At 64.2% G+C, this 26,129-nt stretch carries 26 protein-coding genes and 1 pseudogene; 22 read left to right on the forward strand and 5 right to left on the reverse strand.

All coding sequences use genetic code 11. From position 1 onward, the window contains the following. Window positions 1-67 precede the first annotated feature (67 nt). The 4 genes from KI241_RS15605 to KI241_RS15620 all read left to right on the forward strand — a co-directional run bounded on the left by KI241_RS15605 (window position 68) and on the right by KI241_RS15620 (window position 3,907). Entirely contained in the window at window positions 68-742 is a 675-nt protein-coding gene (locus KI241_RS15605; RefSeq protein ID WP_047738920.1) for a TetR/AcrR family transcriptional regulator, read from the forward strand. A gap of 66 nt (window positions 743-808) precedes the next feature. Beyond that, entirely contained in the window at window positions 809-1,678 is an 870-nt protein-coding gene (locus KI241_RS15610) for an aldo/keto reductase (RefSeq protein ID WP_047738921.1), read from the forward strand. A 79-nt stretch (window positions 1,679-1,757) separates the two neighbouring features. After that, window positions 1,758-2,981, forward strand: coding sequence for an alpha/beta fold hydrolase (locus KI241_RS15615; RefSeq protein ID WP_234408029.1), 1,224 nt, complete (start codon window positions 1,758-1,760; stop codon window positions 2,979-2,981). Then, window positions 2,978-3,907, forward strand: a complete 930-nt coding sequence (locus tag KI241_RS15620) for an NADP-dependent oxidoreductase (protein WP_047738923.1) — start codon at window positions 2,978-2,980, stop codon at window positions 3,905-3,907. The genes KI241_RS15615 and KI241_RS15620 overlap by 4 nt, the downstream gene beginning before the upstream one ends. Window positions 3,908-3,961: 54 nt before the next feature. On the opposite strand, the gene KI241_RS15625 is transcribed toward KI241_RS15620, so the two are convergent. Further along, entirely contained in the window at window positions 3,962-4,519 is a 558-nt protein-coding gene (locus KI241_RS15625) for a helix-turn-helix domain-containing protein (RefSeq protein WP_234407902.1), read from the reverse strand. Between the two features lie 211 nt (window positions 4,520-4,730). Here KI241_RS15625 and KI241_RS15630 point away from each other — a divergent pair, with 211 nt between their 5' ends. Genes KI241_RS15630 through KI241_RS15655 form a run of 6 tightly spaced genes read left to right on the forward strand, consistent with a single transcriptional unit; the run spans window position 4,731 to window position 8,582 of the window. After that, on the forward strand, window positions 4,731-5,618 hold the full coding sequence (locus KI241_RS15630) for an ATP-binding cassette domain-containing protein (protein ID WP_212802700.1): 888 nt from the start codon (window positions 4,731-4,733) through the stop codon (window positions 5,616-5,618). Next, a complete protein-coding gene (mlaE, locus tag KI241_RS15635) occupies window positions 5,615-6,394 on the forward strand; it encodes a lipid asymmetry maintenance ABC transporter permease subunit MlaE (RefSeq protein ID WP_047738924.1) in 780 nt (259 codons plus the stop codon). The genes KI241_RS15630 and mlaE overlap by 4 nt, the downstream gene beginning before the upstream one ends. A 12-nt stretch (window positions 6,395-6,406) precedes the next feature. Further along, window positions 6,407-6,877 (forward strand): outer membrane lipid asymmetry maintenance protein MlaD, encoded by a 471-nt coding sequence (gene mlaD / locus KI241_RS15640; protein ID WP_047738925.1) that lies wholly within the window; start codon window positions 6,407-6,409, stop codon window positions 6,875-6,877. Then, complete coding sequence (locus tag KI241_RS15645; protein WP_047738926.1) at window positions 6,874-7,629, forward strand: VacJ family lipoprotein; 756 nt, start codon at window positions 6,874-6,876, stop codon at window positions 7,627-7,629. The genes mlaD and KI241_RS15645 overlap by 4 nt, the downstream gene beginning before the upstream one ends. A gap of 57 nt (window positions 7,630-7,686) precedes the next feature. Next, on the forward strand, window positions 7,687-8,316 hold the full coding sequence (locus KI241_RS15650; RefSeq protein WP_053007408.1) for an ABC transporter substrate-binding protein: 630 nt from the start codon (window positions 7,687-7,689) through the stop codon (window positions 8,314-8,316). Continuing rightward, window positions 8,313-8,582, forward strand: coding sequence for an STAS domain-containing protein (locus KI241_RS15655; RefSeq protein ID WP_053007409.1), 270 nt, complete (start codon window positions 8,313-8,315; stop codon window positions 8,580-8,582). Before KI241_RS15650 ends, KI241_RS15655 begins: the two co-directional genes overlap by 4 nt. On the opposite strand, the gene KI241_RS15660 is transcribed toward KI241_RS15655, so the two are convergent. Further along, entirely contained in the window at window positions 8,556-10,577 is a 2,022-nt protein-coding gene (locus tag KI241_RS15660) for a sigma 54-interacting transcriptional regulator (protein ID WP_212802701.1), read from the reverse strand. The two genes, KI241_RS15655 and KI241_RS15660, sit on opposite strands and share 27 nt — an antisense overlap. A gap of 180 nt (window positions 10,578-10,757) precedes the next feature. Between KI241_RS15660 and KI241_RS15665 the strand changes: the two genes are divergently transcribed. The 3 genes from KI241_RS15665 to KI241_RS15675 all read left to right on the forward strand — a co-directional run bounded on the left by KI241_RS15665 (window position 10,758) and on the right by KI241_RS15675 (window position 13,578). Then, entirely contained in the window at window positions 10,758-11,780 is a 1,023-nt protein-coding gene (locus tag KI241_RS15665; protein WP_053143730.1) for a Gfo/Idh/MocA family oxidoreductase, read from the forward strand. Further along, window positions 11,777-12,565, forward strand: coding sequence for a TIM barrel protein (locus tag KI241_RS15670; protein ID WP_047738930.1), 789 nt, complete (start codon window positions 11,777-11,779; stop codon window positions 12,563-12,565). The genes KI241_RS15665 and KI241_RS15670 overlap by 4 nt, the downstream gene beginning before the upstream one ends. An 86-nt stretch (window positions 12,566-12,651) precedes the next feature. Further along, complete coding sequence (locus KI241_RS15675; RefSeq protein WP_047738931.1) at window positions 12,652-13,578, forward strand: sugar ABC transporter substrate-binding protein; 927 nt, start codon at window positions 12,652-12,654, stop codon at window positions 13,576-13,578. Window positions 13,579-13,619: 41 nt separating this feature from the next. Here the strand turns inward: KI241_RS15675 and KI241_RS15680 are convergent, their stop codons facing one another. Beyond that, window positions 13,620-14,393, reverse strand: coding sequence for an alpha/beta hydrolase (locus tag KI241_RS15680; protein ID WP_047738932.1), 774 nt, complete (start codon window positions 14,391-14,393; stop codon window positions 13,620-13,622). 145 nt (window positions 14,394-14,538) lie between these two features. Between KI241_RS15680 and KI241_RS15685 the strand changes: the two genes are divergently transcribed. The 4 genes from KI241_RS15685 to KI241_RS15700 are packed head-to-tail and all read left to right on the forward strand — an operon-like array spanning window position 14,539 to window position 18,416. Then, a complete protein-coding gene (locus KI241_RS15685; RefSeq protein ID WP_212802702.1) occupies window positions 14,539-15,723 on the forward strand; it encodes an iron-containing alcohol dehydrogenase in 1,185 nt (394 codons plus the stop codon). Between the two features lie 23 nt (window positions 15,724-15,746). Further along, window positions 15,747-17,186: an NAD-dependent succinate-semialdehyde dehydrogenase gene (locus KI241_RS15690; protein ID WP_047738933.1), complete on the forward strand. Its 1,440-nt coding sequence runs from the start codon at window positions 15,747-15,749 to the stop codon at window positions 17,184-17,186. Between the two features lie 25 nt (window positions 17,187-17,211). Further along, window positions 17,212-17,733 (forward strand): GNAT family protein, encoded by a 522-nt coding sequence (locus KI241_RS15695; RefSeq protein ID WP_212802703.1) that lies wholly within the window; start codon window positions 17,212-17,214, stop codon window positions 17,731-17,733. Beyond that, window positions 17,730-18,416, forward strand: coding sequence for a glutathione S-transferase family protein (locus KI241_RS15700; protein ID WP_080964358.1), 687 nt, complete (start codon window positions 17,730-17,732; stop codon window positions 18,414-18,416). Before KI241_RS15695 ends, KI241_RS15700 begins: the two co-directional genes overlap by 4 nt. 222 nt (window positions 18,417-18,638) lie before the next feature. Here the strand turns inward: KI241_RS15700 and cysE are convergent, their stop codons facing one another. Continuing rightward, window positions 18,639-19,466 (reverse strand): serine O-acetyltransferase, encoded by an 828-nt coding sequence (gene cysE / locus KI241_RS15705; protein WP_123578914.1) that lies wholly within the window; start codon window positions 19,464-19,466, stop codon window positions 18,639-18,641. Then, the gene (locus KI241_RS15710; protein WP_047738935.1) at window positions 19,447-20,667 is read right to left on the reverse strand and encodes an amidohydrolase; all 1,221 of its coding nucleotides are present in this window, start codon (window positions 20,665-20,667) and stop codon (window positions 19,447-19,449) included. The genes cysE and KI241_RS15710 overlap by 20 nt, the downstream gene beginning before the upstream one ends. A 172-nt stretch (window positions 20,668-20,839) precedes the next feature. Between KI241_RS15710 and KI241_RS15715 the strand changes: the two are divergent. The 5 genes and pseudogenes from KI241_RS15715 (at window position 20,840) to KI241_RS15735 (ending at window position 26,121) form a co-directional block, all read left to right on the forward strand. Continuing rightward, a pseudogene (locus tag KI241_RS15715) lies at window positions 20,840-22,089 on the forward strand (MFS transporter). Window positions 22,090-22,250: 161 nt separating this feature from the next. Further along, entirely contained in the window at window positions 22,251-22,640 is a 390-nt protein-coding gene (locus KI241_RS15720; protein WP_042728691.1) for a cupin domain-containing protein, read from the forward strand. After that, complete coding sequence (locus KI241_RS15725) at window positions 22,633-24,141, forward strand: methionine--tRNA ligase (RefSeq protein ID WP_047738937.1); 1,509 nt, start codon at window positions 22,633-22,635, stop codon at window positions 24,139-24,141. Before KI241_RS15720 ends, KI241_RS15725 begins: the two co-directional genes overlap by 8 nt. Window positions 24,142-24,151: 10 nt before the next feature. After that, window positions 24,152-25,171 carry an FAD-dependent oxidoreductase gene (locus KI241_RS15730; protein ID WP_212802704.1) on the forward strand — a complete coding sequence of 340 codons (1,020 nt, stop codon included), beginning with the start codon at window positions 24,152-24,154 and terminating at the stop codon, window positions 25,169-25,171. Window positions 25,172-25,218: 47 nt separating this feature from the next. Next, complete coding sequence (locus KI241_RS15735; protein ID WP_123578912.1) at window positions 25,219-26,121, forward strand: ABC transporter substrate-binding protein; 903 nt, start codon at window positions 25,219-25,221, stop codon at window positions 26,119-26,121. Window positions 26,122-26,129: the final 8 nt, after the last annotated feature.

Consider the following 26,129-nt stretch of genomic DNA (forward strand, 5'->3'; position numbering starts at 1 on the left):
GACAGTTGGCGGGTTACAAAATGTACTGTACAGTACGATACGTAATTAACCCTTGCAGACACCCGCCATGACCCCGATTCCGCCCATCACACCACCCAAGCACCGAACAGCCAAAGGCGCCCAACGTCTTCGAGACCTGCTGGCTGTCGCGGCGGAACAGTTCCTGGACCGCGGCTTTGACGGCGTAGCCGTCGACGACCTGATCGCCCGCGTGGGCGGCTCGCGCAGCAATATCTACAGCCACTTCGGCGGCAAGGAAGGGCTTTTCAAGGAAGCGATGCTCAACCTGTGCGTAGAAGTGGCCAAGCCGCTGGAGCAATTGAACATCGCCAACGGCAAGCCAGAGCAAGTGCTGCCGCTTCTCGGCAAGCGCCTGCTGGACACGGCCCTGGCACCACGCACGCTGGCGCTGCATCGGCTGCTGGTGAATGAAGGCAGGCGCTTTCCCGATATTGCCCAGGCGATGTGGGATGTCAGCTACGGCAAGGCCGTCGACATCCTGGCCAGCTGGATCGCGACCCAGCAAGAAAGTGGAAAAGGGTTGGCGAACACGGTCCCGGCAAAAACCCTGGCCGAACACTTCATCAGCCTGGTGTCGGGTCACACCAAGCTGCTGGCCGCCTCGGGGCTGCGCTCTTCACTGTTGTCCGACAGCGAGATCGACGACATCGTCGGTCATGCCGTCCAGACGTTTCTCTACGGCGCATCAAGCCTCGAATCGAGGCGTCAGGGAGAACCCTGAGCGCCGCAGCACGTGGGGTTTTTCAACGACCGTTGAATCGGCCAAGGCCTTGTCCGGAGGGACAACATGAACACACCCGCTCTCAATCCACGTCAATGGCGCCTTGGCGCAGACCTGCCCATCAACCGGCTCGGCTTTGGCGCCATGCGCCTGCCCTGCAACGGCTTTCGAGGGCCGGCGCGCGACCCTGAAACCGGACGCGCGGTACTGCGCCGTGCCTTGGAACTGGGCGTCAATCTGATCGACACGGCTGATTTCTATCGCAGCAGCGATGGCACCGTGCGTGCCAACTCGCTTATCCGCGAGGCATTGCACCCCTACCCGTCCGACTTGGTGATCGCCACCAAGGTGGGCGTGGTGTTCAATGCAGATGGCAGTCACCGTCCGGCAACGGGTTCCCAGATGCGAGGGCTGGTTGAAGCGAACCTGACAAACCTGGGCCTGGATCGTCTTGACCTGGTCTATCTGCGCATCGGCGAAATGTCGCCGCCCCACGGCGAGTCCCTGGCGGAGCGATTCGAAGCGCTGGCCGCGCTGCGCGAGGAAGGCCTGATACGCCACCTTGGCCTGAGCAACATCGACCACGGTCATCTGACGCAAGCCCGCGCCATCGCGCCGGTCGCGGCGGTCCAAAACAACTTTCACATCGCCAGACGCCAGGACTTGGGGTTGCTCAAGGCCTGCGAGGAGGCAGGCATAGCTTTCTGTCCATTCTTTCCGCTGGGCGGAGGCGCGGGCAACCTCGACGAGGCGCGGCTGGACCGAGTAGCGAAGCGGCACGCTGCCACACCCTCCCAGGTCGCACTGGCCTGGTTGCTGGCGTTGTCGCCGGCGATGCTGGCGATCCCTGGCACGGGCTCGATCCAGCATCTGAACGAGAATGTCGCCGCCGCCAACATCCAGCTGACTGACGAAGATCATGCCGACCTCGCCTGAGTCGGGTCGATGGCCCGTCGTGGGACGCCTGTGGGTCGGCTGCGCGCTACTGGCGATGACGGCGGCGGTCGCGGCGTTGATGGCCGGCTGCACCACGGCGAATTTCAGCGAACCGCCCGTTGCATCGGTCAGCTTCGAAGACTACCGGCGCGACACCATCCAGCGAATCCAGGCCAACCGCCGCTTCCAGCTTGCCGACGCGGCCGCCGAGCTGGCCTGGAATGCGCCGCAGGAGTGGCGGCCGGCGTCATCCGACGCAGGCGCCAGGCCGCGCAAAGGAATTCTGCTCGTGCACGGTCTCGGCGATTCGCCCTGGTCGTTCCAGGACCTGGCGCAACCGCTGGCCAGGCAGGGTTTCCTTGTGCGGACCATCCTGCTCCCCGGTCACGGGACGCGTCCCGAAGACCTGCTGGAAACCACCGCGCAACAATGGCGCCAAGTGGTCTGGGAGCAGGCCAATGCACTGCAACGGGATGTCGAGGGCCCCGTTTACCTGGGCGGTTTCTCCACGGGCGCCAACCTGGTGCTCGAATACGGCTACGCCCATCCGCAGATCGCCGGGTTGGTGTTGTTCTCCCCCGGGTTCAAGAGCTCGCCCTTCGACTGGCTTGCGCCGCCGGTGGCCCGCCTCCGACCCTGGCTTATCAAGCCGGGCGGCAGCCTGCCCATGCAAAACGCCTTCAAGTACTTCAATGTGCCCGCCAACGGATTCGCCCAGTTCTATCGCACCAGCGCCAATGCGCGCCAACTGTTGCGTGACCGGACCTATGACAAGCCGGTCTTCATGGTGGTCGCCCAACACGACTCGGTGCTGAACACCGATTACCTGCTCGAGGTTTTCCAACGGCGCTTCACGCACCCGGACAGCCGCCTGGTCTGGTATGGCGATGAACCCGACGGCCTGGTGGATCGGCAGCGTGTACTGATCCGCCCTGACCGCCTGCCCGAATGGCACATCAGTCAGTTCTCGCACATGGGCCTGATGTTTTCTGCGGACAATCCCCTCTACGGCAACGGCGGCAGCTTGCGCATCTGTCTTAACGGCTTGCGTGAAAAAGACACGCAGGTCTGCGAGCAGGGCGTGCCCGTCTGGTATTCGGACTGGGGGTATCGCGAAGAAGGAAAGATCCACGCCCGGCTGACCTTCAACCCTTACCTGGACTGGCAGACCTCAGTGATGGCACACGTGCTGGGCGGTCCCCAGCCCCACAGCGTCAGCGCCGAGAGCGAGCGGACGACGACTCACAGCAACCCCAGCGATGCATCCGGTTCCCCCACACCCCTCAAGACGAGTCGTCCATGAAGAGAGTGCAATTTGGCCGCTACGGTGGCCCTGAAGAAATGTCGTTTGCCGACTACACGCTGCCACCGCTGGCGCCTCAAAGGGTCCGCGTTCGCGTCAAAGCGGCGGCGCTCAACCCCCTCGACTGGAAGGTGCGGCGCGGCGACATGAAGCTGGTCAGCGGATGGAAATTTCCCCAAGGCATGGGCTCTGACTTCGCCGGCGTGGTGGAGCAGATCGGTGCCCAGGTCAGCGGGTTTCAAGTGGGCGACGAGGTGTTCGGCACGACCGAGATCAGCCGGCAAGGTGCGTTCGCCGAAGTCATCGACGCCAACGCCAAGCTGGTCGTACGCAAGCCCGCCTCACTCTCCTTCAGCGAGGCCGCCTGCCTCCCGATCCCGGCCACGACGGCGTGGGCCGCCATCTTAGGCATCGCAGACGCGGGCCCTGGTTCGAGGATCTTCATTCACGGGTGCAGCGGCGCGGTGGGAAGCTGCGCGGTTCAGCTTGCGCTGGCCCATGGGGCGCAGGTTTCCGGCGCCTGCGGCGCTGCCTCGCTGGCCGCCGTGAAGGCTGCCGGGGTCAACCCCGCGTTGACGTACTCGGACAAAGCCTCGTTCGCCGCCGAGGGTCTCTACGACGCGGTATTCGATACCCTCGGTACGCTGACGCTCGACGACGGGCTGAAGCTACTCAAGCCCAAGGGCCGCTTCATCGACATCAATCCGACCCCCGGCAGAGTGTTGCGGGGCCTGGTATCCGGACGCTACCGGATGACGTTCTCCACCAGCGGCTACAAGAACCTGGAGGACATCGCCAGGTTGTCCGCCGAAGGGACGTTGCATGGTTGCATCGGGCTGGAGGCACCGTTCGCGGATGCGCTGTCGGTCATCAAGGCCGCCGAACAGGGGCATCGGCGGCTCGGCCGGATCGTCTTGCTCATGTAACCGCGCCACGTTGGGCAGGGTCGACAGGCGATCGACCTTGTCCAGCCGCAGGGTCTATCGGGCGCAAACGCCTTCGAGAAACGCCTGTTCGATCACCCCGGCCAAACCCGCCCGGGCAATGCGGCCTCGTCGCTCTGCATCGACCAGCCCGATCATCGTGGCGGCCCAGAGTTCGGTCAGGCCCGCCGCCGGGATGTCGATGCGAAACACCCCTTCGCGCTGGCCGCGCAGGAAGAACCCATCAAGGCGCAGTTCCCACTCCGAGGCCTTGTTCGCGTCCTGGGCCGCGTACTTCTCCCGCCGGAAATACATCAGGAACGTAATCAGCTCGCGATGCTCGAGGTAATTGGCGTTAAGGCGTCCGAGTGCCTCCAAGGGAGGCGACGAATCGAGCGCTGCGCGGTGCATCGCCTGGCTCAGCAAGCTCATGCTATGGACCATCAAACGGGTGACCAGCGCATCGCGAGTCTGGCAATAGCGGTACAGCGTGGCCTTGCTGATCCCCACTGCCCTGGCCAACTCCATCAAGGTGCCTCGCGGGTGTTCCACCATCGCCATCGCCAATGACGCCAGAAGTTGGCTGTCATCGGCCTGAATCTCCGGGCCTGCCACAGGGTTCTCACCAAATACCAATTCAAGAGGGCGTGAATCCTATCAGGGTCCCTGGCGATCTTCACCACTCACCTCAGGGGTCATGCTGCTCGTACGAACCATTACATCAAGAAACAAATCGTAACCGTATCTTATGAATCTTTATTGATTCAATTTTTACGCATAAGTACCATCCAACTCTCAAATGTTCACCCTAAAAAGGGGCAGAGCCATGTCCAGTCGCCACGCCACACCGTCCCAGGAGCTGTCCGCCGTCAGTGCTGGACACCCTCTCAGCCGCTGCCAGGAAGGGACGCAAGACGAGGCCTTCGTTGAACTGCACCAGGTCTCTTTCAACTACGGCGACAGGAGGGTCCTCAGCGACGTGTCCATGCGTTTCCCTCGTGGCAAGGTCACGGCCATCCTGGGTGGTTCCGGCTGTGGCAAGACCACGTTGTTGCATCTGGTCGCGGGGGTGCATGCCCCCTGTTCCGGGCATCTGACCCTGGAGGGTGAACACTTCGACGCCACCGACAAAACCCAGCTCCACGCGCTGCGGCGCAGGCTGGGCATGCTGCTGCAGTTCGGCGCGCTGTTTACCGACTTGACGGTGTACGAGAACGTGGCGTTCGCGTTGCGCGAGCACACCGACCTGGGTGAGCCCGCCATCCGCGACATCGTCTTGATGAAGCTCAATGCGGTGGGACTGCGCGGCGCGGCAAACCTGCGCATCGATCAGCTCTCGGGTGGCATGGCCCGGCGTATCGCGCTGGCCAGGGCCATTGCGCTGGACCCCGAGCTCTTGCTGTATGACGAGCCGTTCTCCGGGCTGGACCCCATTTCCCTGGGCGTCATCGCCAACCTGATCCGCAGTCTGAACGACGCCACCAGCGCAACCACGCTGATGGTGACCCATGACGTACGCGAGTCGTTCGCGGTCTGCGACTACGCCTACCTCATGACCTCCGGGGGCCGGCTGATCGCACGTGGAACCCCTGCCGAGCTGCAGGCCAGCAGCGATCCCGAAGTGCGCCAGTTCATCCGGGGCGAACCCGATGGCCCGGTGAGATTCCACTACCCCGCCGAGCCCATCGACGAGCAACTGGGGCGAACACAATGACGGCGTTGCGAGCGCTCGGTCACGTCACCCTCGATCGCGTGCAGGCGCTGGGCCAGGCCACAGTGCTCTGCCTCAGGATGACCCGCGCGATCCCTGCCGCCCTGCGTCGCTCCCGGCACGTGGTCGACCAGTTGCATGCCACCGGCAATCGCTCGCTGGCACTCATCCTGGCTTCGGGGACCGCAGTGGGACTGGTACTGGCGCTGCAGCTTTACCTCACGCTGGCCACCTACGGCACTGCCGAAACCCTGGGGTTGGTGGTGAACCTCTCGCTGGTGCGCGAGCTCGGCCCGGTGGTCGCGGCCCTGCTGTTCGCCGGCCGTGCGGGCACATCGCTCACGGCGCAGATCGGCTTGATGAAAGCCGGCGAGCAACTCCTGGCGATGGAACTGATGGCCATCGACCCGCTGGCCCGCGTACTGACGCCGCGCTTTATCGCCGGCATCGCGGTCATGCCGCTGCTGGCCTTGCTCTTCAGCGCCGTGGGGATTCTCGGTGCCTATGTCGTTGCCGTGCCGCTGCTTGGCGTGGATGCCGGCAACTTCTGGGCGATCCAGCAGAACGGGGTCGATGCCTGGCGCGACATCGGCAACGGCCTGGTCAAGAGCTTCTTCTTCGGCATCGTGGTCACGGCCACGGCGCTCTACCAGGGTTACGAGGCACGGCCGACGCCCGAAGGCGTCGCCGCCGCCACCACGCGGGGGGTCGTCATCGCTTCACTGTGCGTCCTCTGCACCGATTTCATCTTGACCGCGCTGATGTTCAGCCCCCGCTAGGAGTATGTCCCCATGACCCTCAAGAGCACCGAGACACTCGTTGGCCTGTTCGTTCTGCTGGCACTCCTGGCGCTGCTCTTTCTGGCACTCAAGGCGGCCAACCTGGGCAACTTCGAAGCAGGCAAAACCTACGCATTGACCGCACATTTTTCCAACATCGGCAGCTTGCGGCCGCGAGCGCCGGTGAAGAGCGCCGGGGTGAGGGTCGGACGCGTAGACGCCATCACCTTCGACCCCGAGCGCTTCCAGGCGGTGGTCACTCTGGCCATCGATGAGCGCTATCGATTTCCGGTGGATTCCGCCGCAAAAATCCTCACCTCGGGATTGCTGGGCGAGCAGTACATTGGGATCGAGCCCGGCGGCGACGACTTGACACTCGCCTCCGGGGCGACCGTCACACAGACGCAGTCGGCGGTCGTGCTGGAGAACCTGATCGGTCAATTCCTCACGGGTCGCGGCGCCGAATCAGGGAGCCAGCCATGAGCCGGCTGCTGACTTGGCTGGTGGCCGTGCAACTGCTCATGGGTTGCGCAAGCGTCTCTCCAGGCCCATCGCCGGCCGCCCAGCGCGTCGACCCATGGGAGCCTTGGAACCGCAAGGTCTATGCCTTCAACGACACCGTGGACCGTAGCGTCCTGGCCCCCGTCGCCCAAGGCTATCGCGACCATGTCCCGTCACCCGTGCGCAGCGGCGTGGGCAACGTCTTCAACAACTTTGCCGACCTGTGGTCGACCGCCAATCACCTGCTCCAGAACAAGGTGCAGCCCGGTGCCGAGATGGGTGCGCGGGTGATCACCAATACCGTGCTGGGAGTGCTCGGGGTGTTCGACGTGGCCACCTTGATGGGCCTTGCGCGCCAACCGGAAGATTTCGGGCAGACGCTGGGCGTCTGGGGCCTGGCGAGTGGTCCCTACCTGGTCCTTCCGCTGCTAGGCCCCTCCTCCGTGCGCGATGGAGTGGGCGTGGCGACGGAACTCTCACTGGCGTCGCCCAGCCAATTGGCGAGCGCGACTGCCGGCCAGGTCGCGATCACCGGGCTGCAGGCGGTGCAGGCACGGGCGAACCTGCTCGATACCACGGCACTGCTCGACGACGTTGCGTTGGATCGCTACAGCTTCACTCGCGACGCCTATCTGCAACGGCGCCAGAGCCTGGTCCACGACGGATCGCCACCGGTGGACTTCGAAGACTTCGAGGACGGGCCGGCGGCCGACGCCCCGCTTCGCCCTCAATGAAACCCCGCAGCGTCAGCCCCACCAGCTGATGCCCCAAGAACACCAGAGGAACAGCAGATGCCTTCCAGGATTTTCTTCACAACCCTCGCGGGCGGTGCCCTGTGGGCGCTCGCCTGCCTGCTTGCACTGGACTCGGCGTACGCTCAGACGCCACCGCAGGCGTGGGTACGCCAACTTTCGAGCGAAGTCATCGACGCCACCCAGCGCGATCGATCCTCGCCGGGTGACGCCACCGCCCTCATCGAACGGGTGAAAGCGACGCTCATTCCGGCGATCGATTTCCAACGGGTCACCCGTTCGGCCGTCGGCCCGCGCTGGCGCGATGCGACGCTTGCCCAACGGCAGCGCCTGCAAGAGGAATTCAAGACCTTGCTGATTCACTTCTATGCGGGCGGCATCCGGCAGATCAGCGATTACTCGGTGGAGGTCACCGACACCCTTCCCGTCCCCAACCAACCGTCCCAGGTCATCGTGCGGTCCCGGGCATCGGGCCGCGGGGAAACGCACCAACTCGATTACCGATTGGACAAGGTGGGGGACGACTGGAAAATAGTCGACGTGAGCCTGGATGGCATCTGGGTCACGCTCAGCTATCGCTCGCAGTTTGCCGAGCTCCTGGCCAAAGGCGGAATAGACAGCCTCATCGAGGCCCTGGCCGAACAGAATCGCAAAGGCAACCCATCGTGAACGCTCCCTCGACATGGCGGTTGCCCGCCCACGCCACTGCAACGCAGTTCAACACGCTGCTCAGCCAACTGGGCGACGCAAGCTGTATCGACGCCAGTGCCCTGGCGCGCTTCGACACGTCAACCCTGGCCCTGCTGCTGGAGGCGCGCCGACGTGCCAGGCATCGCGCCGAGCCCTTCAGGGTGACGAATGCGCCGCCGCGGCTGCTGGCCTTGGCACGGCTGCACGGCGTCGAAGCCCTACTGTTTGCCGAGCCCCCGATCTAGCTCATCGCAACGAAACGTTTCGGCACTCAACCCATACCGACTCATCTTGTTGTACAGCCCGCCCCGGGACACATTCAGTTGCCGGGCGGCGAGGCGGATGTTGCCTCGGGTTTCCTTGAGGGCCGCGACGATCGCGTTCATTTCGTGGGCATCGAGCCCCATCGCCGGCGAGCGCTCAGCCGCGCTGCCGGGCAGTGACGGCCGGCCACGCTGCTGGAGTTCCAGGGGCAGGTCATCCGCCTGGATCAACTCGCCGACCGCCAGGTTGGTGGCTCGCTCGATGATGTTTTCCAGCTCCCGCACATTGCCTGGCCAGTGATAGGCAGACAGCACATCCAGCGCCTGCGGCGAGATGCCTCGCACCGCCTTGCGCAGTGAACGGGCGCAGCGGCCGAGGAAATGCTGCGCCAGCAACGGCACATCCTCGCGACGCATGCGCAGCGGCGGCACCGTCAGGTTCAGCACATTGAGCCGGTAGTAAAGGTCTTCGCGAAACGCGCCATCGGCCACGGCTTGGCTGAGGTTGCGGTGGGTGGCGGCGATGATGCGTACGTTCACCCGCTGGGATTTCTTCGCCCCCACCCGGGTGACCTCGCCTTCCTGCAAGACCCGCAACAGGCTGACCTGGGCACCGAATGACATGTCACCGATTTCGTCGAGAAAGATCGTGCCGCCATCGGCCAACTCGAACTTGCCGGCCGAGCCGCCGCGCGCCGAACCGGTGAAGGCGCCTTCGACATGCCCGAACAACTCGCTCTGCACCAGGTCCCGCGGGATCGCCCCGCAGTTGACCGCCACGAACGGGCCGCCGCGCCGCTCGCTGGCGTTGTGGATCGCCTGGGCGAACAGTTCCTTGCCGGTGCCGCTTTCACCAAGGATCAACGTGGTCGAGTCGCTGCGACTGGCGATGCGCCCCAGGTGCAGCGCGTCCTGGATCGCCCGGGAACTGCCCTGGATGGTGTCGAAGGTGTAGCTGGCCTGGGTGCCGATGAGCCGTCGCGTGATGTCCCGGATGCGCCGGTTCTCGCGCAGCGAAACGATGCGGCCGCCCTGCTCCAGCGCACACACCGACACCAGGCACGCCAGGTGACTGCGGTCATGCAGTTCGAACGTGCAATCCAGGTCTCGCAGCCCTTCTCCGCCACGCAGCAACATTTTGTCGCTCAGCTCGCTCTGGCCCAGGCGTTGGAACGGCTGGCCCAGCAGGTCGCGTCCGACGCCAAACAGCTGTCGCGCGTAGCCGTTGATGGCCCTGATGCAGCCGCGTTCGTCCAGCACGACCAAGCCTTCGTTGAGCACTTCAAGCACCGTCTGTTGCTCCTCCAGCAACGCCTGGAGTGCCATCTGTCGCGAGACGGCTTCAGCGGCGGCCTGGACGGTGCCCAGCGTATGGAAGTGAAACCAGCCCGGCTCTGCCGTCAGGGTCAGGATGGCCAGTGTCCGGCCCTGCGGGTCACGGATCGGGGCGGCGGCACAATGCATGCGCCGTCGACGCAGGCCAGTGCCGAAGTTCTCTTCGGCCAGCACGTAGACCAGGCGGTCTTCCGCCAGCGCCAGGCCGGTGCAATTGGTGCCTTGCACCGATTCCAGCAGGCGGCTGCCCACCGGCGTGAGGTCGAGGCCGCAGAAGTACAGCGTGGTCCCTTGGGCATCGGTCAGGTTGATGTGCCCCCTGGGGTTGTAGGCCAGCAATCCGCCCATGACCTCGGCGGCCACCACAATCATCGCCCGGTGGGCGGCCAGCGTCGCGGTCAGCACGGCCGGCTCGACGAAGCGGTACACGCCATCCTCGGGATCGAGACCGGCCTCGACGCTGCGCAGCCAGGAGTTCCAGATCACCTGCCGGACCCCGGCCGGGCGCTCGACGCGTCCCGCCAGGCATGCCAGCCAGGCCCGTTCCAACTCAGGGATCGGCCCGTCACTCAACGACGCCGGACCGAGAGAAGTGATGTAGTCGAGGTCTTGCTCGCTGACAGCGATGGGCGCCGGTAGCACAGGCTTCTCCAATGTTCATTTTTTAGACATGTCCAGTATAGGCATGTCATTAGATTTAACACTTTTTCCATCAACTCAAAAATAAATCGTTATTTATCAATTGCTTATTAACTGGCACAGGGCTTGCTCTTTCTCAGCACAGTGCAACCACTGGCTCATAACAACAAGGAAGCCCGTTTCATGAACACATCCAAGATCATTCGCCTCGGCCTCATCGGTGCCGGTCGCATGGGCAGCTTTCACGGCCTGACGGCCGCCCGCCACATTCCCGGTGCCTGCCTGGCGGCCATCGCCGACCCGACGCCTGGCCAAGCCGCCCGCCTGGCTGCACAACTGGACGTGACGCGGGTCTATACCGAGCCCCAGCAGTTGCTTGACGACCCCGAGATCGACAGCGTGTTGATCGCCGCTCCGGCCCGCAGCCACGCCGAGCTGGTCATCAACGCCGCCCGTGCCGGTAAGCATGTGTTCTGCGAAAAACCCATGGCCATCACCCTTGACGAAGCCGACCGCGCCATCGCCGCCGCAGCCGATGCCCGGGTGACCCTGCAAGTGGGTTTCAACCGCCGCTTCGCCAAGAGCTTTCGCACCGCCCACCTGGACGTGGCCGCCGGCCGCATCGGCACGCCACAACTGCTGCGCTCGCTGACTCGCGACCCGGCGCTGAACAACCCGGCCAATTCGCCACAGTGGGTCATCTTCCTGGAAACCTTGATCCACGACTTCGACACCTTGCGCTACCTCAATCCCGGCGCCGAAGTGGTCGAGGTCTTCGTGATGGCCGATGCCCTGATCGCCCCGGCATTCAAAAGCAAGGGGTTGCTCGACACCGCCACGGTGACCCTGCGTTTCGACAATGGCGCCATCGCCACCGCCGAGGCGAACTTCCAGGCCGTGTATGGCTACGATGTCCGGGGCGAGGTGTTCGGCAGCGCCGGCATGTTGACCATGGGTGGCGTGCACGATGGCGACCTGGTGCGCTACCTGGCCGATGGCATCCAGGCCGACACACAGCGCCTGGACACCGACCTGCTGCGCGATGCCTACGTGGCCGAGCTCAACCACTTCGTCGACTGCCTGCGCAGCGGTGCCAAACCGCTGGCCAGCGGCGAAGACGCCCGGGCCGCGCTGGCCATTGCCCGCGCGTGCATCGAGTCGTTCCAGCTAGGCCAGCCGGTGCGCGTGCAAGGAGGCCGGCCATGAGCTTTACCCCCTTCAAGCTGGCGGTCAGCGCCGAAATGGTCTTCCTCGACCGGCCCTTCATCGAACGGGTCGAACGGATTCATGCGCTGGGCTTCAGTGCTGAAATCTGGGACTGGACCCAAAAGGACATCGCCGCCCTGGTTGCCACCGGCGCCGACTTCACGTCGATGACCGGCTACATCGAGGGCAACCTGACCGATCCGCAGGGCATCCAGCAACTGCTCGACAGCGCGCGCGAATCCCTGGCCGTCGCCGCCCGATTGAACTGCCCAAGCCTGAACCTGCACGGCACGGGCCTGGGCGACCAAGGCCTGCCCGTCAAACCGGTGGCCCTCACCACCGGTCGCATGTGGCTGAGCGCTTGCAAGACCCTGGAAAAAATCGCCCGCCTGGGCGAAGACGCCGGCCGGGTCTTCCTGCTCGAAAACCTCAACACCGAGGTGGACCACCCCGGCACGCCGTTCGCACGCGCCGACGATACCCTGGCGTTGATCGAGGCCGTGGGCAGCCCTCACCTCAAGATGAACCTGGACCTCTATCATGCGCAGATCGGCGAAGGAAACCTGATCGAGCTGATCCAGCGCGCCGGCAGCGCCATCGGTGAAATCCAGGTCGCGGATGTGCCGGGGCGCAGGGAACCGGGCACGGGTGAAATCCACTACCCGGCCATTGCCAAGGCCTTGTTCGGCATCGGCTATACCGGTGTCGTCGGCCTGGAGGGCTGGGCCAGCGGTGACAGCGACATGGCCCTTGAACGCTTCCGACAAGCCTTCACACTGGACTGAGGACGACGCGGCGCCTCTGGGCCACGGGTCCAAGCGCCGCCGACCGCCACGCCTGATCGACTCATAACAACAAAAGGAACACCCTCATGCGTCGCTGCACTTTGTTTTTTGCCACGCTGCTACTCGTCTTCAGCCAATGGGCCAACGCCAGCTATCGCATCGGCGTCAGCATCGCCCGGGTTGACGATAACTTCATGACCTATGTGCGCAGCGGCCTGGAAGACGCCGCCCGGAAAGACAATGTCCAGGTCCAGTTCGAGGACGCCCAGGGCGATGTCGTGCGCCAGCTCAATCAGGTCCAGGGCTTCATCAACCAGAAGGTCGATGCGGTCATCGTCCTGCCCGTGGACACCGCCGCCACCACCAACATGACCCGCGCCGCCGTCGAGGCGAAGGTGCCGCTGGTCTACGTCAACCGGCACCCGGACGAGCGCTCCCTGCCCAAGGGCGTGGTCACCGTGGCCTCGAACGACATCGAGGCCGGCCAGTTGCAAATGCGCTATCTGGCGGAAAAACTCAAAGGCAAAGGCACCCTCGCGATCATCATGGGCGACCTCGCGCAGAACGCCACGCACGACCGCACCGAAGGGGTCAAGCAGGTGCTCAAGGACTATCCCGCAATTACCATCGTCGAACAGCAAAGTGCCGAGTGGCAGCGGGCCAAGGGCATGGACCTGACCAGCAACTGGCTGCTGGCCGGTGCCTCTTTCGACGCCATCGTCGCCAACAACGACGAAATGGCCATCGGCGCGGCCATGGCCTTGCAACAGGCCGGCAAGGCCAAGGGCGAAATCGCCATTGTCGGCATCGACGGCCTGCCCGACGGGCTGGCGGCAATCAAGCGCGGGTTGCTCGTCGCCTCGGTGTTCCAGGACCCCAAGGCCCAGGCGAGCATCGCCCTGCAAGCGGCCATCAAGATGATCAAGGGCGAGCCGGTAGAGTCGGAAGTCTGGGTACCCTTCCAACTGATCAAGCCGGAACAGGTGGCGACGTTCGAGCAGCATTACCAGTAGTCGTTGGCGCCTGGCCTCGACGCCGCTGTCCCGACCAAGGGTCAGCGGCGTTTTTCATCAGAGACGAAACGTTGGACAATCCGCGCCAGCCCAAGGGGATCTTCGGCGAGCATCAAGTGGCCACACGGCAACGAGAACAAGGCGCCACGGGGCAACTGGCGATACAGGGCCACGCTCACCGAGGGCGGAATCAAGCGGTCATCCAGGCCAATGATCACGGCCGTCGGACATTCGAGCCGCGATAGCTGCGACGAGACATCCAACGTCAGGTTGAGCCGCATCTGGACGGCAACCGCCGGCCAGTGAACCCGCTGGTAAAAATCCTCGATGCACGTGGTCACCTGGGTTGCGGACATCGCCCGCAGGCCAGGGCTGGAAAAACCACGCGTCACGATCTCGGCCGCCAGCTTCATCGGGTGGTCTTCGAGCAGCCGTTGCCAATAGCCGAAGGTTCGCCGCACCTGCGGGTCACGGGCATTGTCGAACGGTGCAATCAGGCTCAGCGACAGCACCTGCGGCCCCAGCACGCTCGCCACTTCAACCGCCACCGCGGCCCCCAGCGAATACCCCACCAGGTGGACACCGCCCACGCCGCCATCGCGAATCTTCCCGGCAATTTGTCGGCCCAGGCCATCAAGGGTTTGCGCGACCGTGCTCTCGCGCTCCAGCCGCGACCAGTCAACGGCCAGGACCCGGTAAGGACCCTCCAGGTGATTGGCGAATGCCTCCCAGGTAGAGCGCGGATGGCCCGCCGTGCCATGTATCACGATCAGGCAAGCCTGCCCCTGTGCCTTCAGCTCAATGAGTTCCACCATCGGCGCACCTTTCAAGGATCGATCCCGACCGGATCTTAAGCGTTGCGCAGGCGTCTTCAGGTCATTTTTTCTAAAGCCAGGGTTCAGCTTTTGTGCGTTGTATCACCTGTGTGATCGACCTAAAAAGGTCAAAAGGAGGAACGCCATGCAGATGAACAATCCGATCTTCAACACGCAATCATTCCATGTCGACTGGAGCTACCCCACGCCAATCTGGTTTGGTGTCGAGCGGGTCGACGACCTCGTCAACGGCTGCGCCTTTCTCGGCAAGCATCGGCCGCTGGTGGTCATTGACGAACGGCTGGTCGAGCACCCCTTGATCTTGCGCGCCCTGGAGCGCTGCAAGCAGTCGGGTATCGACCTGCAGCTGTTCTCGAACTTCCGCTCCGACCCCGACACCGACATGCTCGAACAAGGCGTCATCACCTTCAATGAATATGCCCGCGACATGGTGGTCGGCATCGGCGGCGGAAGCGCCCTGGACCTGGCCAAGGCGATTGCCTTCATGGCGGTGCAGACCAAGCCGATCTGGACCTTCGAGAGCCTGCCCAACCGGTGGCAGGCCGCCAATGCCGACGTGCCGCCGATCATCAGCGTGCCGTCCACCGCAGGCACCGGGGCCGAGGTGGGCCGGGCCGCCGTGTTGCTGGACAGCCAGGAAAACCGCAAGCGGCTGATATTCCACCCCAGGATGCTGTCGTCGCTGGTCATCGTCGATCCGGCCCTGACCCTGACCGTGCCGGCGACGGTGACCGCCGCGGTGGGGATCGATGCCTTTTCCCATGCCTTCGAGGCGTACTGCGCCAACAGTTTCCACCCCATGGGAGACGGCATCGCGCTCCAGGCCATGAACCTCATCAAACAATGGCTGCCCATCGCGGTGCAGGACGGCAGTGATCTCCAGGCCCGCTGCCACCTGAGCGCCGCGGCCCTGATGGGGGCGGTGGCCTTCCACAAGGGACTGGGTGCCGTGCACGCCATCAGCCACTGCATCGGCGGTGCGTATGGCACCCACCATGGCCTGACCAACGGCGTGCTGCTGCCCTATGTGATCGCCCACAACCGCCCGGTGATCGAAGCCAAGCTGGTGCGCCTGTGCGAGAGCCTGGGCTTGGCGCAACCTGGCTACGAATCGTTTGTCGCCTGGCTCAAGGATTTCCTGGCCAGCCTGGGCATCCCCCCGCACCTGCGCGACCTCATCCACTCCCCCTTCGATGCCGACCTCATGGCCCAGTTGGCCGTCGCGGATCCGACCGCCCGGACCAACCCGCAGCCGCTGTCGGTACACGACTACAAAACCATCATCGACAACGCCTGGTCCGGACACTGAACGGGCACTTTCAAGGAGGGCATATGTACAAGGACATCGGTTTGTTCATCAACGGCCAGTGGCGCTACCCCGAGGGGGACAGGCCCAGCCTCGACATCACCAACCCCAGCACCCAGCAAAGGATCGGGCGCCTGGCCTGCGCCGACCAAAACGACCTGGACCAGGCCCTGCAAGCGGCGCAGCAGGCGTTCGCACGGTGGAAGGTCAGCAGCGCCGAAGAGCGCAGCAAGGTGCTCTATGAAGCCTACCGGATCATCTTGAGCGAAGCCGAATCGATCGCGGCATTGATCACCCTCGACCAGGGCAAGCCATTGGCCGAAGCCCTGGCGGAAGTGCGGTTCTGCGCCGAGCACGCCAAGTGGCACGCCGAAGAATGCAAGCGGCTGTACGGCAGGCTGGTTCCCGCCCGAAACCCCAAGGTCCGCCAATCGGTGGTCAAGCGGCCGGTGGGCGTGTGCTGTGCCTTCACCCCCTGGAATTTCCCTTTCAACCAGGCGATTCGCAAGATCTGCGCTGCGCTGGGAGCCGGTTGCACGTTGATCCTCAAGGGCCCGGAAGAAGCCCCCTCGGCCGTCGCGGCGCTCGCCGACATCTTTCAGCGGGCCGGGTTGCCCGACGGTTGCCTGAACCTGGTCTGGGGCAACCCCGAGCAGATTTCCAGCTACCTGATCGACTCCGACGTGATCGCCAAGGTGTCCTTCACCGGTTCCATCGCCGTGGGGAAAAAGCTCGCAGCCCAGGCCGGGGCAAACATGAAAAGGGTCAGCATGGAACTGGGCGGCCACGCCGCGGTGATCGTCTGCGCCAGCAGCGACATCGACAAGGTCAGCACCGTGCTGGTGGACGCGAAATTGCGCAACGCCGGACAGATCTGCATCTCCCCTTCACGCTTCTTCGTCCACGCGTCGGTGATCGATGACTTCATGACGGCCCTGGTGGAAAAAACCCGTCGGTTCCAGGTCGGTGACGGCATGGACCCCGACACCCGCATGGGACCGCTGTGCAACGCTCGCCAGATCCCGCGCCTGCAAGCCCTGATCGACGACAGCCTGGCCCAGGGTGCAAGCCTGGTAATGGGCGGCACTCGGCTGGACCGCCCGGGCAATTTCTTCCAGCCCACGATCCTCGCCAACGTCCCCCTGACCGCCCGGCTGATGCGCGAAGAACCCTTCGGCCCCATCATTCCAGTGGTTGCCTTCACCGACCTGGACAGCGTCATCGAGCAGGCCAATGCGCTGCCCTATGGCCTGGCCGCGTATGGGTTCAGCGAAGACCGCAGCGAATGCGCCCGGCTCGCCGAGGAACTGGAAGCCGGCATGATCTCGATCAACCACTACGGTCTGGGCATGCCGGAAACACCGTTCGGTGGCATCAAGGACAGTGGCTACGGCAGCGAAGGCGGCAGCGAGACCTACGACAGCTACCTGTCGACGGTCCTGATCAGCGAACTAACCCGCCCCTGACTCGCGAGGCAACGGAGGCATCACCATGAACGTTACCCTCAGACCCTTCCAGGCCAGCGACTTCGACACGGTCATGTCCTGGATCGATTGCCCAGAGACCCTGTCGCTCTGGGCCGGCGCGACCTTCACTTACCCCTTGGACAAGGAGCAGTTGCAGCGCTACCTGGACAAAGCCGGCGAACGCTACCCATGGCGCAGCCTGTTCGGGGTGCTCGACCCGGATGAAAAGCTGATCGGCCACATCGAGTTCTCGGACATCTGGCCGCACCTGTCGCTGCGCTTTGCGCGCATCCTCATCGGCGACCCCGACGCCCGCGGCAAGGGGCACGGCCAGGCCATCCTGCGCCAGGCACTGGCCTTGGCCTACGAGCGGTTCAACGTCGCCCGGGTCGACCTCGGGGTCAAGAAGGAGAACCTCCTGGCGATCAATTGCTATCGAAAAGCCGGTTTCAAGGACATCGGCCTCTGGCCCGAGGCGATCGACACGCCCATCGGCTGGATCGACGTCCACTGGATGACCCACACCCGCAAGGAGCAAACACCATGACGTCGATCACCCTGTACGGCCACCCGGAGTCCGGACACAGCTACAAGGTCAAGTTGATGCTGGACGTGGCCAAGGTGGACTACACCTACCGACAAGTGGACATTCTCGTCGATCGGGATGCGCGCCCCGAACCCTTCAGGACGTTGAGCCTGGCGCGTTTTGGCGAGGTGCCGCTGCTGACCCTCGACGGTGCGCACTACGTGCAATCCAATGCCATCCTTATCGAGCTCGCCGATGCCCTGGGGCTGTTCGGTGGCAGCGGGCGACGGGGCACCGTCACGTGCAAGGAATGGCTGCTGTGGGAAGCGAACAAGATCGGGCTGTCGCTGCCGCATTTGCGCCTGGCCCGCAATTACTTCCCGGACGACTACCCGCCGGGCGCCGTGCAGTGGCTGGCCAGCCGCTTCCAGGAAGACGTCGGCCGGCTCGACAAGGAACTGCGCGACGGTCGTCGCTACATCCTCGATGACGAACTGTCGATCGCCGACTTCTCCCTGGCGGGCTACCTGTTCTGGAGCAACCAGGCCCAGGTCGAGCTGCCCGAGACCGTGATCGCCTGGCTGGGCCGGATCGCCAGCCTGGACGGCTGGCAAAGTCCCTACGCTTGCCTGTCGCAACAGCCGGGTTATGAAACCTTCGGCCTGGTCAAGGACGAGTTCGATCCCCGTCGCATCGCCCCTTGAGCCCGAGCCAGCCGCATCGGCGAGAAGACCTTCTTCTCGCCTTTTTTTCGGCGCCTGGCGCCTAGTGGCCTGTACGGTTAATCCGAGTACTCAAATTCGAGTGCCAGGGCTTGCCAGGCAAGGCGCCATGACGAGTCGTAGCCCCGCTACGGCAAGGAATGGCAACGCAGCCTGGCAAGTCCTGGCGCCGAAGTTGAGTAAACGAATTAGCCACACAGGCCACTAGCTAACCGATTGATCCATTTCCTGGGCGGGCCGTTCATGCCTGGGTTGCCCAACCCCGGCGGCCGGCACACCCACCACCGTGGTCCTGGGTGGCACCGCCTTGAGCACCACGCTGTTGGCCCCGACCTTGGAGCCGGCGCCAATCTCGATATTGCCGAGGATCTTCGCCCCGGCCCCGATCATCACGCCGGTCCTGACCTTGGGGTGACGGTCGCCACTGTCCTTGCCGGTGCCCCCCAACGTGACGCCTTGCAGGATGGACACGTGGTCTTCCACGACCGCCGTCTCGCCAATGACGATGCCGGTGCCATGGTCCAGCAGCACACCCCGACCGATCCGGCACGCCGGGTTGATGTCGATCCCCAGGACCACGTTGCAACGGGCTTGCAGGTACAAGGCCTCCATCCGGCGGCCTTGCTGCAGTAACAGGTGCGCGAAACGATAGGTCTGCAACGCCGCATAGCCCTTGGCAAACAGAAACACCTCCAGCTCGTTCTGGAACGCCGGGTCGCGCTCAACCACCGCCTCCAGGTCAGCCGCCATGCAGTCCTCCAGATCCCGGCGGGGACTGAACTCAAGGAGCATGGCAAGCATCCAGCCACGCTCCCGGGCATCGTGCGGCACCAGCAGGTGCGCAATGCGCGTGGCCATGCCCGCGCCCAGGCCCGTGCACCCAAGCACCGGCTCGCCGACCAGGCAGCCAAGCCCGGGATGCTGCAACACCGCCGTCATCGCCTGCACCCGCAGGGCCTCCCACATCAATGCGCTCGCGCGGGTGTCCTGCTCCGCGGCCCCCGCAAATCCATCATCGTTCAGCAGAAACATTGCATTGACCTCCCAGGTCGTTGGTCGCACTCAAGGCTGCGAAACAGGTCCGCGCGAACGCGGCGAACCAGGCCGCGCCCGAATACAGGATCGCGTCATTGAAATCGTAGTGAGCCGAGTGCAAGGGCGGTTCGTCCGCGTGGCTGGCCGACCCGATAAAGGCGAAAACACTCGGTATGCGCTCGCTGAAAAAAGCAAAATCCTCGGCCGCCATGGTGGGCTCGGCCAGGGCGCTGACCTGCCCCGGGGCGAAAACCTGGCGGGCCGCGTCCACCGCCAACCCTACCATGAACGGATTGTTGACCAGCGCCGGGTAACTGCGACGAAAATCCACCCTGGACTGGCACCCGAACGCCGCGCCGATGCCTTCACTCAGACGCTCGATCGCCCCGGCCAGGCGGTCCACCGTGTGGCTGTCGAAGGCCCGTACGGTGCCGCGGATGGACACCTGATCGGGGATGACATTGAAGCCATTGCCCGCCTGCAATTGGGTCACCGTCAACACGGCGCTGTCGCTGGCCTTGACCTCTCCGGCCACCAGGGTCTGCAACCCGAGGCACAGCTGCGCGGCGGCGATGATCGGGTTCGTGGCGGTATGCGGTTGCGCCGCGTGACCGCCACGGCCTTCGAGGCAGATCTCGAACTTGTTGCTCGACGCCATCATGGCGCCGGGTCGTGTGGCGAAACAGTTGGCAGGCAATGAGGGCCAATTGTGCAGACCGGCCATGGCCTGGATCGAGAAGCGCTCGAGCAGCCCGTCGTCGAGCATGGCCCTGGCGCCGGCATGGCCTTCCTCGGCCGGCTGGAATACCAGGCACACCGTGCCGTTGAAATCCATGTGGCGGCTAATCAATTCGGCGCCGCCCAGCAACATCGCCATGTGCCCATCGTGGCCGCAGGCATGCATACAGCCGGCGTGCTGCGACACATGCTCGAAGCGATTGTGTTCGGTGATGGGCAAGGCATCCATGTCGGCCCGCAGCGCGATGCAAGGCCCGCCCTGGCCCTTGGTGATAAAGCCCACCACGCCGGTCCCGGCCATCCCCCGCAGGAACGGGATGCCCAGTGTCTCCAGGCGCTCACAGATCAGGTCGCTGGTGCGCACCTCCTGGTAGGCTGTCTCGGGAATGCGGTGCAAGCTGCGCCTCAGTGCGATCAGCCTGCTCTCAAGGTCTTGCCGTTGGCTTTCAGTCAGCATCATGATGTCGTCCTCCATCGCCTATGATGACCGCCGTCCCTTTGATGAAAACCGATTTGCGTTAAACCCAGGCGTGAAAAAAACTAAAGCCAGGGCGACATCCATTGTTCGATGCGCCTCGAAGTGAGCACGCCGCCAGGAGCATAATCTTTGAGCCCACATGGAGGAGATGGCGATGACACACACCCGTTTTTTTGGAAAGACCGTACTGACCTGCACGTTCATCCTGGCGATCATCGGCTGGGGGATCGGCTTCTATGGGCCGCCGATCTACATGCAGGCGGTGATGGAGCGCACGGGCTGGCCCATCGCCCAGGTGTCGATGGCCGTCACCCTGCACTTTCTCAGCGGCACCGTCGTGATCGCCAACCTGCCCAGGCTTTACGCGCGCTTCGGCATTCCCGCCATCACCCTGCTGGGCTGCATTGTCCTGGGCATCGGCGTGAATATCTGGGCCCAGGCCAACCAGCTCTGGGTGCTGTATGCCGGGGCGGTGTGCTCGGGCATCGGCTGGGTGACCTTGGGCGCCGCGGCCGTCAACACCCTGATCGCTCCGTGGTACGTCAAGGAGCGGCCCAAGGCCTTGGGCAAGGCCTATAACGGCGCCAGCATGGGCGGCGTGATCTTTTCGCCGCTGTGGGTCTTGCTGATCGAGCGATTTGGCTTCGCCACCGCGGCGCTGGTGATCAGCCTCGCTGCCGTGCTGCTGATCGGCGCCTTCGCCTTGCTGGTCTTCAACAAGAGCCCGCAAAGCCTCGGACAGCATCCCGACAATGCCGACCAGCCGGAACCGGTGACGCCCGGTTCCAGTGCCACGCCATGGACCGCCGCGCAGACCTTGAAGGCGGCCAATTTTCGTACCCTGGCCGCCGGCATGTCCCTGGGACTGTTCGCCCAGATCGGCCTGATCGCGCACCTGTACTCGATCCTGGTGGGACGCATGGGGCCCACGACGCCTCCTTCGCCATGGGCCTGGCCACCGCCAGTGCCATGGGCGGGCGCTACATCGCCGCGCGCCTGATGACCCAGGGCATGAACCGCAGGCTGCTGGCTTGCCTGGGTTACGTCATCCAGATGCTCGGCACCCTGATGCTCCTGGGCCTGGACCTGCACCCGAGCGTGGCCTGGATGGCGGTGGTGCTGATCGGCTCGGGCATCGGCAACGCCACCTCCCTGCCGCCACTGATCGCGCAGACCGAGTTCAGTCGCGAACAAACCGCGCGGGTCATCGCGCTGATGGTCGCCATCAGCCAGGCCACCTACGCCTTCGCCCCGGCGTCCTTCGGCCTGGTGCGCGCCGCCTTCAGCCAACCGGACCAGGCGATCATCGCCGTCGTGACCGCCGCTGTCGTGGTGCAGGCGCTCGCCATCCTGTCGTTCTACCAAGGGGTCTCCGGCCGCCCTTTCAAGAAAACCGTGTTCTGACCCTTTCCCCTGACCCTTCCCCCCTGGCCAGGCAGCGCGCTGCCTGGCCTCCCGCCGCTTGGATTTAGCCCTCCTTAACCCAGCGTTGAATAAATCTGCGTTGTCAATTATTCCCCCGGCAAACACCATCGAGTGACATCTCCACTCGCAGGGTTAAGCCGATGGGTTTTGAAATTTTCAGGAAAATGGATTGGTCCGCCTTGGTGCATGAGTACGACCTGGACGGAAAACGCCTGTTGCCTTGGGACGGTTATCCCATGCCGTTCGCCGCCGGATGGTGCGTGGTCAGGCCACACACCCGCAGCGAACCCCACGTGCAAATCGACCAGGAAATCTTCATCGCCCTCAAGGGGCAGGGCCGGCTGGTCATCGGCGATACGCATTACCTGTTCGAGACCGGTGATATCGCCGCCATTCCCAAGCACACCAACCACTACGTCATCAACGACAGTGACGAAGACTTTCACTTCTACGTGATCTGGTGGGACAAGTTCATCGCCGGTGACTACATGAAGGCCGATATCGCTCACCTGGAGACCGAGAATGTCTAAATTCATCGTCACTATCACACCACCAACCCCCAACGGCGACTTGCACATCGGGCACCTGGCCGGCCCCTTCCTGAGTGCCGATATCTTCACCCGGACCCAGCGCCAGAAAGGCCACGACTGCGTGCTGGTGTCCTACTCCGACGACTACCAGTCCTACATGTTGCGCCGGGGCCGCGAGCAAGGGCGCGAGCCGGCGCAGATCGGCGAAGAGAACACCCGCAAGATCAACCTCAGCCTGAAAATGGCCGGTATCGAAGTCGATCACTGGATGAGGTCCCTGGACAACACCTGCTTTCGCGACGCCGTGCTGGAGCTTTATCACCAGGGCGTCAACGATCGCAACATCTACCAGAAAACCGTGCTGGCGCCCTTCTGCCGGGCCTGCAACGTCTGGGGCTATGAAGCCTTCGGTCGCGGCCAGTGCAGCAGCTGCGGCCAGGACTCCGACGCCAGCCAGTGCGAAGAATGTGCCTGCGCGCCGAACTACCTGTACATGAAGAACTTCCGCTGCAAGCTCTGTGGTGGCGAACACGAGTGGGTGGAAAAGGACCATGCCTACCTGAACATCGGCAAGAACGTGCACAAGCTGCGCGCCTGGCTGGGCGACAGTGCCGTGCGCCTCAACTCGCGGGCCTTCGTGGAGCGTGAACTGGCCCCCACGCCCGAGGATTGGCAAATCACCCGCCATGGCGATGCGGGCCTGGACATCGGCCAGCCGCACCTGGGCAAGGTGCACACCTGGTTCATGGGCATGGCCGGGTACATCGCGGCGACCCGGGAGCACTTCACGGTCAACCAGCAAACCCCGGAGCTGTTCGACAGTTTCTGGCGCAGCGACGACACGACGCTGGTGGGTTTCCTGGGTTATGACTGCCTCTACAGCCACGGGATCGCCTACCCGATCCTGTTGGCCGGCAGCCCGTACGCGAAGAAAAAACAGCGCCTCTACACCAACATGTTCCTCAAGCTCAACGGCCTGAACCTCTCCACCAGCCGTAACCACGCCATCTGGATCCGCGACCTGGTCAGCGACTACGACACCGATTCGGTCAGGCTGTACATGGCCCTGCTGGCGCCCGAGGAGCAAGAGAGCGACTTCGTCGAAACCCAATTCGTCGAATGGCACCAGACGTTCTACCAAAACACACTGGAGACGCTCACCGTCGCGGCCACGCAAGAGTCGCCGCACTTCTGGCTCGACGGCATGCAACGCAATGAACACAAGCTGTTGTGCGAGGTGTACAACCGCTGGTCCGCGGTCACCAGCGCCGACAGTTTCTCCAGCCGGAACCTGGCCGCGCTGGCGGTGGAGCTCTACGAGATGGCGTACGAACGCCTGCAAGCGGAGCAACCGCTGTACTACCTGGTGGCGCTGGCGTCGTGTATCTGCGCCCCGATCACGCCGACCTTGTCCCGGCAGATCCAGAAGCGCTGTTCGATCAACGAGGCGTTGGTCCTGGATAACCTGATGAACGCCAACTTCCTCGATTACTCCATCTAGGACGCCTGCCATGAACAGCGACTTCGAAGTGGCCGTCATCGGTGGCGGAATCATCGGGTTGACGACCGCCGCCCTGTTGTCGGAGCGCGGCATCGACACCTTGCTGGTGGAGCGGACCCGCTGCGGCTATGCCGGCGCGACCGCCCACACCGGCGGCATTTGCCGGGCGTTCGAGCCGAACCCGGCGTTGGCGCGGATGGCCCAGGTCGTCGGGCTCAAGCCCGGCGAAACCGAAGTGGAGGCCATTCTGCGCCGCCACGAAACGGTCACCGGCGCGCTTTATCGCCTGCCCGCCGACGGCCCGCCACCCTCCAGCGACGCGCCGTTGCGGCGGCTCTCGGCCCACGAGGCACAAGTGCTCGTGGGCCGCCCCGTCACCGACAGCGGCGCGTACTACCACGAGGCCACCGCCGCGGTCAGCGATGTGCACTCGACCATGAACGGCCTGAGAACGGCGTTGCGCCAGCGCGGTTGCCTGATCGAGCGCTGCGATGTCCAGCGCCTGATGGAGCGCAACACCCACGTCGAAATCCACAGCCAGGAAACCCTTTACCGGGCACGCTGGGTGATCAACGCGGCCGGCGCCGGTAGCCCGGCGCTGAGCCTCATCGACGACAGCCAGGTGCGCACCCTCCCGTACTTCAAGTTCCGCGGCCCGTCGGTTCCCACGCTGCCGTGCATCGACTTCGTCGCGGGCACCTATGCGCTGCCGCTGTCCGACACGCTGCTGCAAAGCACCACGGCCATCAGGCCGAGCCTGGAGGAAATCGAAGGCGACCGCAGGCACTTGCGCCTCATGGTCGAAGACTGTCGACAGCGGCTGCGGGGTCTGCTGGGCGAGACCGATGAGTACTCGTTGCTGTCGATGGACCTGGCAACCGACCTGTACACCGCCGACGGCTTGCCCCGGCTGGGCGCGCAGTACCCAGGCTCGCGTATCTGGCTGGCGACCGGCCTCAATGGGGTGGGCTACAAGTACGCCTACCCGATCGCATCGCGCCTCTACGACCAGATCGCCCGATCACGTTAACACCCCCTCGTCGCACACATTGAATCCACGTCCAGGGAGGGACAGCCATGCCCTTTTGCATCGGTATATCGGCCATTTTCGAGAGCGCCAGGACAGTGCACGCACGCACCTTCCTCGCGGCCATCAACCACTTCATCAACACCCACGACACCACCGGGTTGACGTTCATCTTCGAAGATGACGACGCCAGCCCCGAAGGCGGGCGTCGCGCGGCCCGGCGACTGATCAGCCGGGGAGCCGACGTGGTGGTCGGGCATTTCTCGTCGGACGCGGCGGCCGGCGCCCTTCCCCTCTACGAAGCCGCGGGCATCCCCGTGCTGCTCCCGGCAGCGACCAAGCAGGACCTGGTTGGCACGCTCACCCACGCCTTTCGCCTGTGCCCATCGGATAACGACCTGATGACGCTGCTGGCCAGGCAGTTGCTCACCCATGGCGAGAGCGCCAGCGTGCTGCTCACGCACGACTCGACCGCGCACGGTGAGTCCCTGGCGCGCAGCCTCACGGCCCTTCTCGAGCGCACCACCCTGCGCCTCACCACGTCGCCCGAGCGCGCCGACGCGGTGGTCTATTGCGGACGCCTGAACAACAGCATCCGCTACGTCAACGCGCTGCCGGAGCGGCTGCGCGACCGGCCGATCTACCTCACCGACGACGCACTCTCCAGTTGGTTCATCGAGCAGACCGATGCCCTGGACAGCCTCGGCATCGTTGGCCTGGCAACCGCCGGCGTCGGGCTGTCCGCCAGCGAAACCTATTACCAGGAAAGCCTGGCGGCCTTGCAGATCGCCAGCGCCCTGAGGCATGGCGGGCCGATGCTCGACGCCCTGCACACCACCACCTTCGCCACCGTCATGGGCGATGTGCAATTTCGTGACGGCGAGAACCGCTTTACCCGAGCCGCCCTCTGGAAAGTCCGCAATCAACGTTTCGTCCCATTCACTTTTGCTTGATCACAGGT

The sequence above is a fragment of the Pseudomonas sp. Cab53 genome (assembly GCF_018325965.1).
Lineage (GTDB): Bacteria > Pseudomonadota > Gammaproteobacteria > Pseudomonadales > Pseudomonadaceae > Aquipseudomonas > Aquipseudomonas chlororaphis_E.

Bases quoted from the DNA above. Each gene is read 5' to 3' on its own strand.
- KI241_RS15605 (WP_047738920.1), top strand. From the start codon at position 68: ATGACCCCGATTCCGCCCATCACACCACCCAAGCACCGAACAGCCAAA.
- KI241_RS15610 (WP_047738921.1), top strand. From the start codon at position 809: ATGAACACACCCGCTCTCAATCCACGTCAATGGCGCCTTGGCGCAGAC.
- KI241_RS15615 (WP_234408029.1), top strand. From the start codon at position 1,758: ATGGCCGGCTGCACCACGGCGAATTTCAGCGAACCGCCCGTTGCATCG.
- KI241_RS15620 (WP_047738923.1), top strand. From the start codon at position 2,978: ATGAAGAGAGTGCAATTTGGCCGCTACGGTGGCCCTGAAGAAATGTCG.
- KI241_RS15630 (WP_212802700.1), top strand. From the start codon at position 4,731: ATGTCCAGTCGCCACGCCACACCGTCCCAGGAGCTGTCCGCCGTCAGT.
- mlaE (WP_047738924.1), top strand. From the start codon at position 5,615: ATGACGGCGTTGCGAGCGCTCGGTCACGTCACCCTCGATCGCGTGCAG.
- mlaD (WP_047738925.1), top strand. From the start codon at position 6,407: ATGACCCTCAAGAGCACCGAGACACTCGTTGGCCTGTTCGTTCTGCTG.
- KI241_RS15645 (WP_047738926.1), top strand. From the start codon at position 6,874: ATGAGCCGGCTGCTGACTTGGCTGGTGGCCGTGCAACTGCTCATGGGT.
- KI241_RS15650 (WP_053007408.1), top strand. From the start codon at position 7,687: ATGCCTTCCAGGATTTTCTTCACAACCCTCGCGGGCGGTGCCCTGTGG.
- KI241_RS15665 (WP_053143730.1), top strand. From the start codon at position 10,758: ATGAACACATCCAAGATCATTCGCCTCGGCCTCATCGGTGCCGGTCGC.
- KI241_RS15670 (WP_047738930.1), top strand. From the start codon at position 11,777: ATGAGCTTTACCCCCTTCAAGCTGGCGGTCAGCGCCGAAATGGTCTTC.
- KI241_RS15675 (WP_047738931.1), top strand. From the start codon at position 12,652: ATGCGTCGCTGCACTTTGTTTTTTGCCACGCTGCTACTCGTCTTCAGC.
- KI241_RS15680 (WP_047738932.1), bottom strand. From the start codon at position 14,393: ATGGTGGAACTCATTGAGCTGAAGGCACAGGGGCAGGCTTGCCTGATC.
- KI241_RS15685 (WP_212802702.1), top strand. From the start codon at position 14,539: ATGCAGATGAACAATCCGATCTTCAACACGCAATCATTCCATGTCGAC.
- KI241_RS15690 (WP_047738933.1), top strand. From the start codon at position 15,747: ATGTACAAGGACATCGGTTTGTTCATCAACGGCCAGTGGCGCTACCCC.
- KI241_RS15695 (WP_212802703.1), top strand. From the start codon at position 17,212: ATGAACGTTACCCTCAGACCCTTCCAGGCCAGCGACTTCGACACGGTC.
- KI241_RS15700 (WP_080964358.1), top strand. From the start codon at position 17,730: ATGACGTCGATCACCCTGTACGGCCACCCGGAGTCCGGACACAGCTAC.
- cysE (WP_123578914.1), bottom strand. From the start codon at position 19,466: ATGTTTCTGCTGAACGATGATGGATTTGCGGGGGCCGCGGAGCAGGAC.
- KI241_RS15710 (WP_047738935.1), bottom strand. From the start codon at position 20,667: ATGATGCTGACTGAAAGCCAACGGCAAGACCTTGAGAGCAGGCTGATC.
- KI241_RS15720 (WP_042728691.1), top strand. From the start codon at position 22,251: ATGGGTTTTGAAATTTTCAGGAAAATGGATTGGTCCGCCTTGGTGCAT.
- KI241_RS15725 (WP_047738937.1), top strand. From the start codon at position 22,633: ATGTCTAAATTCATCGTCACTATCACACCACCAACCCCCAACGGCGAC.
- KI241_RS15730 (WP_212802704.1), top strand. From the start codon at position 24,152: ATGAACAGCGACTTCGAAGTGGCCGTCATCGGTGGCGGAATCATCGGG.
- KI241_RS15735 (WP_123578912.1), top strand. From the start codon at position 25,219: ATGCCCTTTTGCATCGGTATATCGGCCATTTTCGAGAGCGCCAGGACA.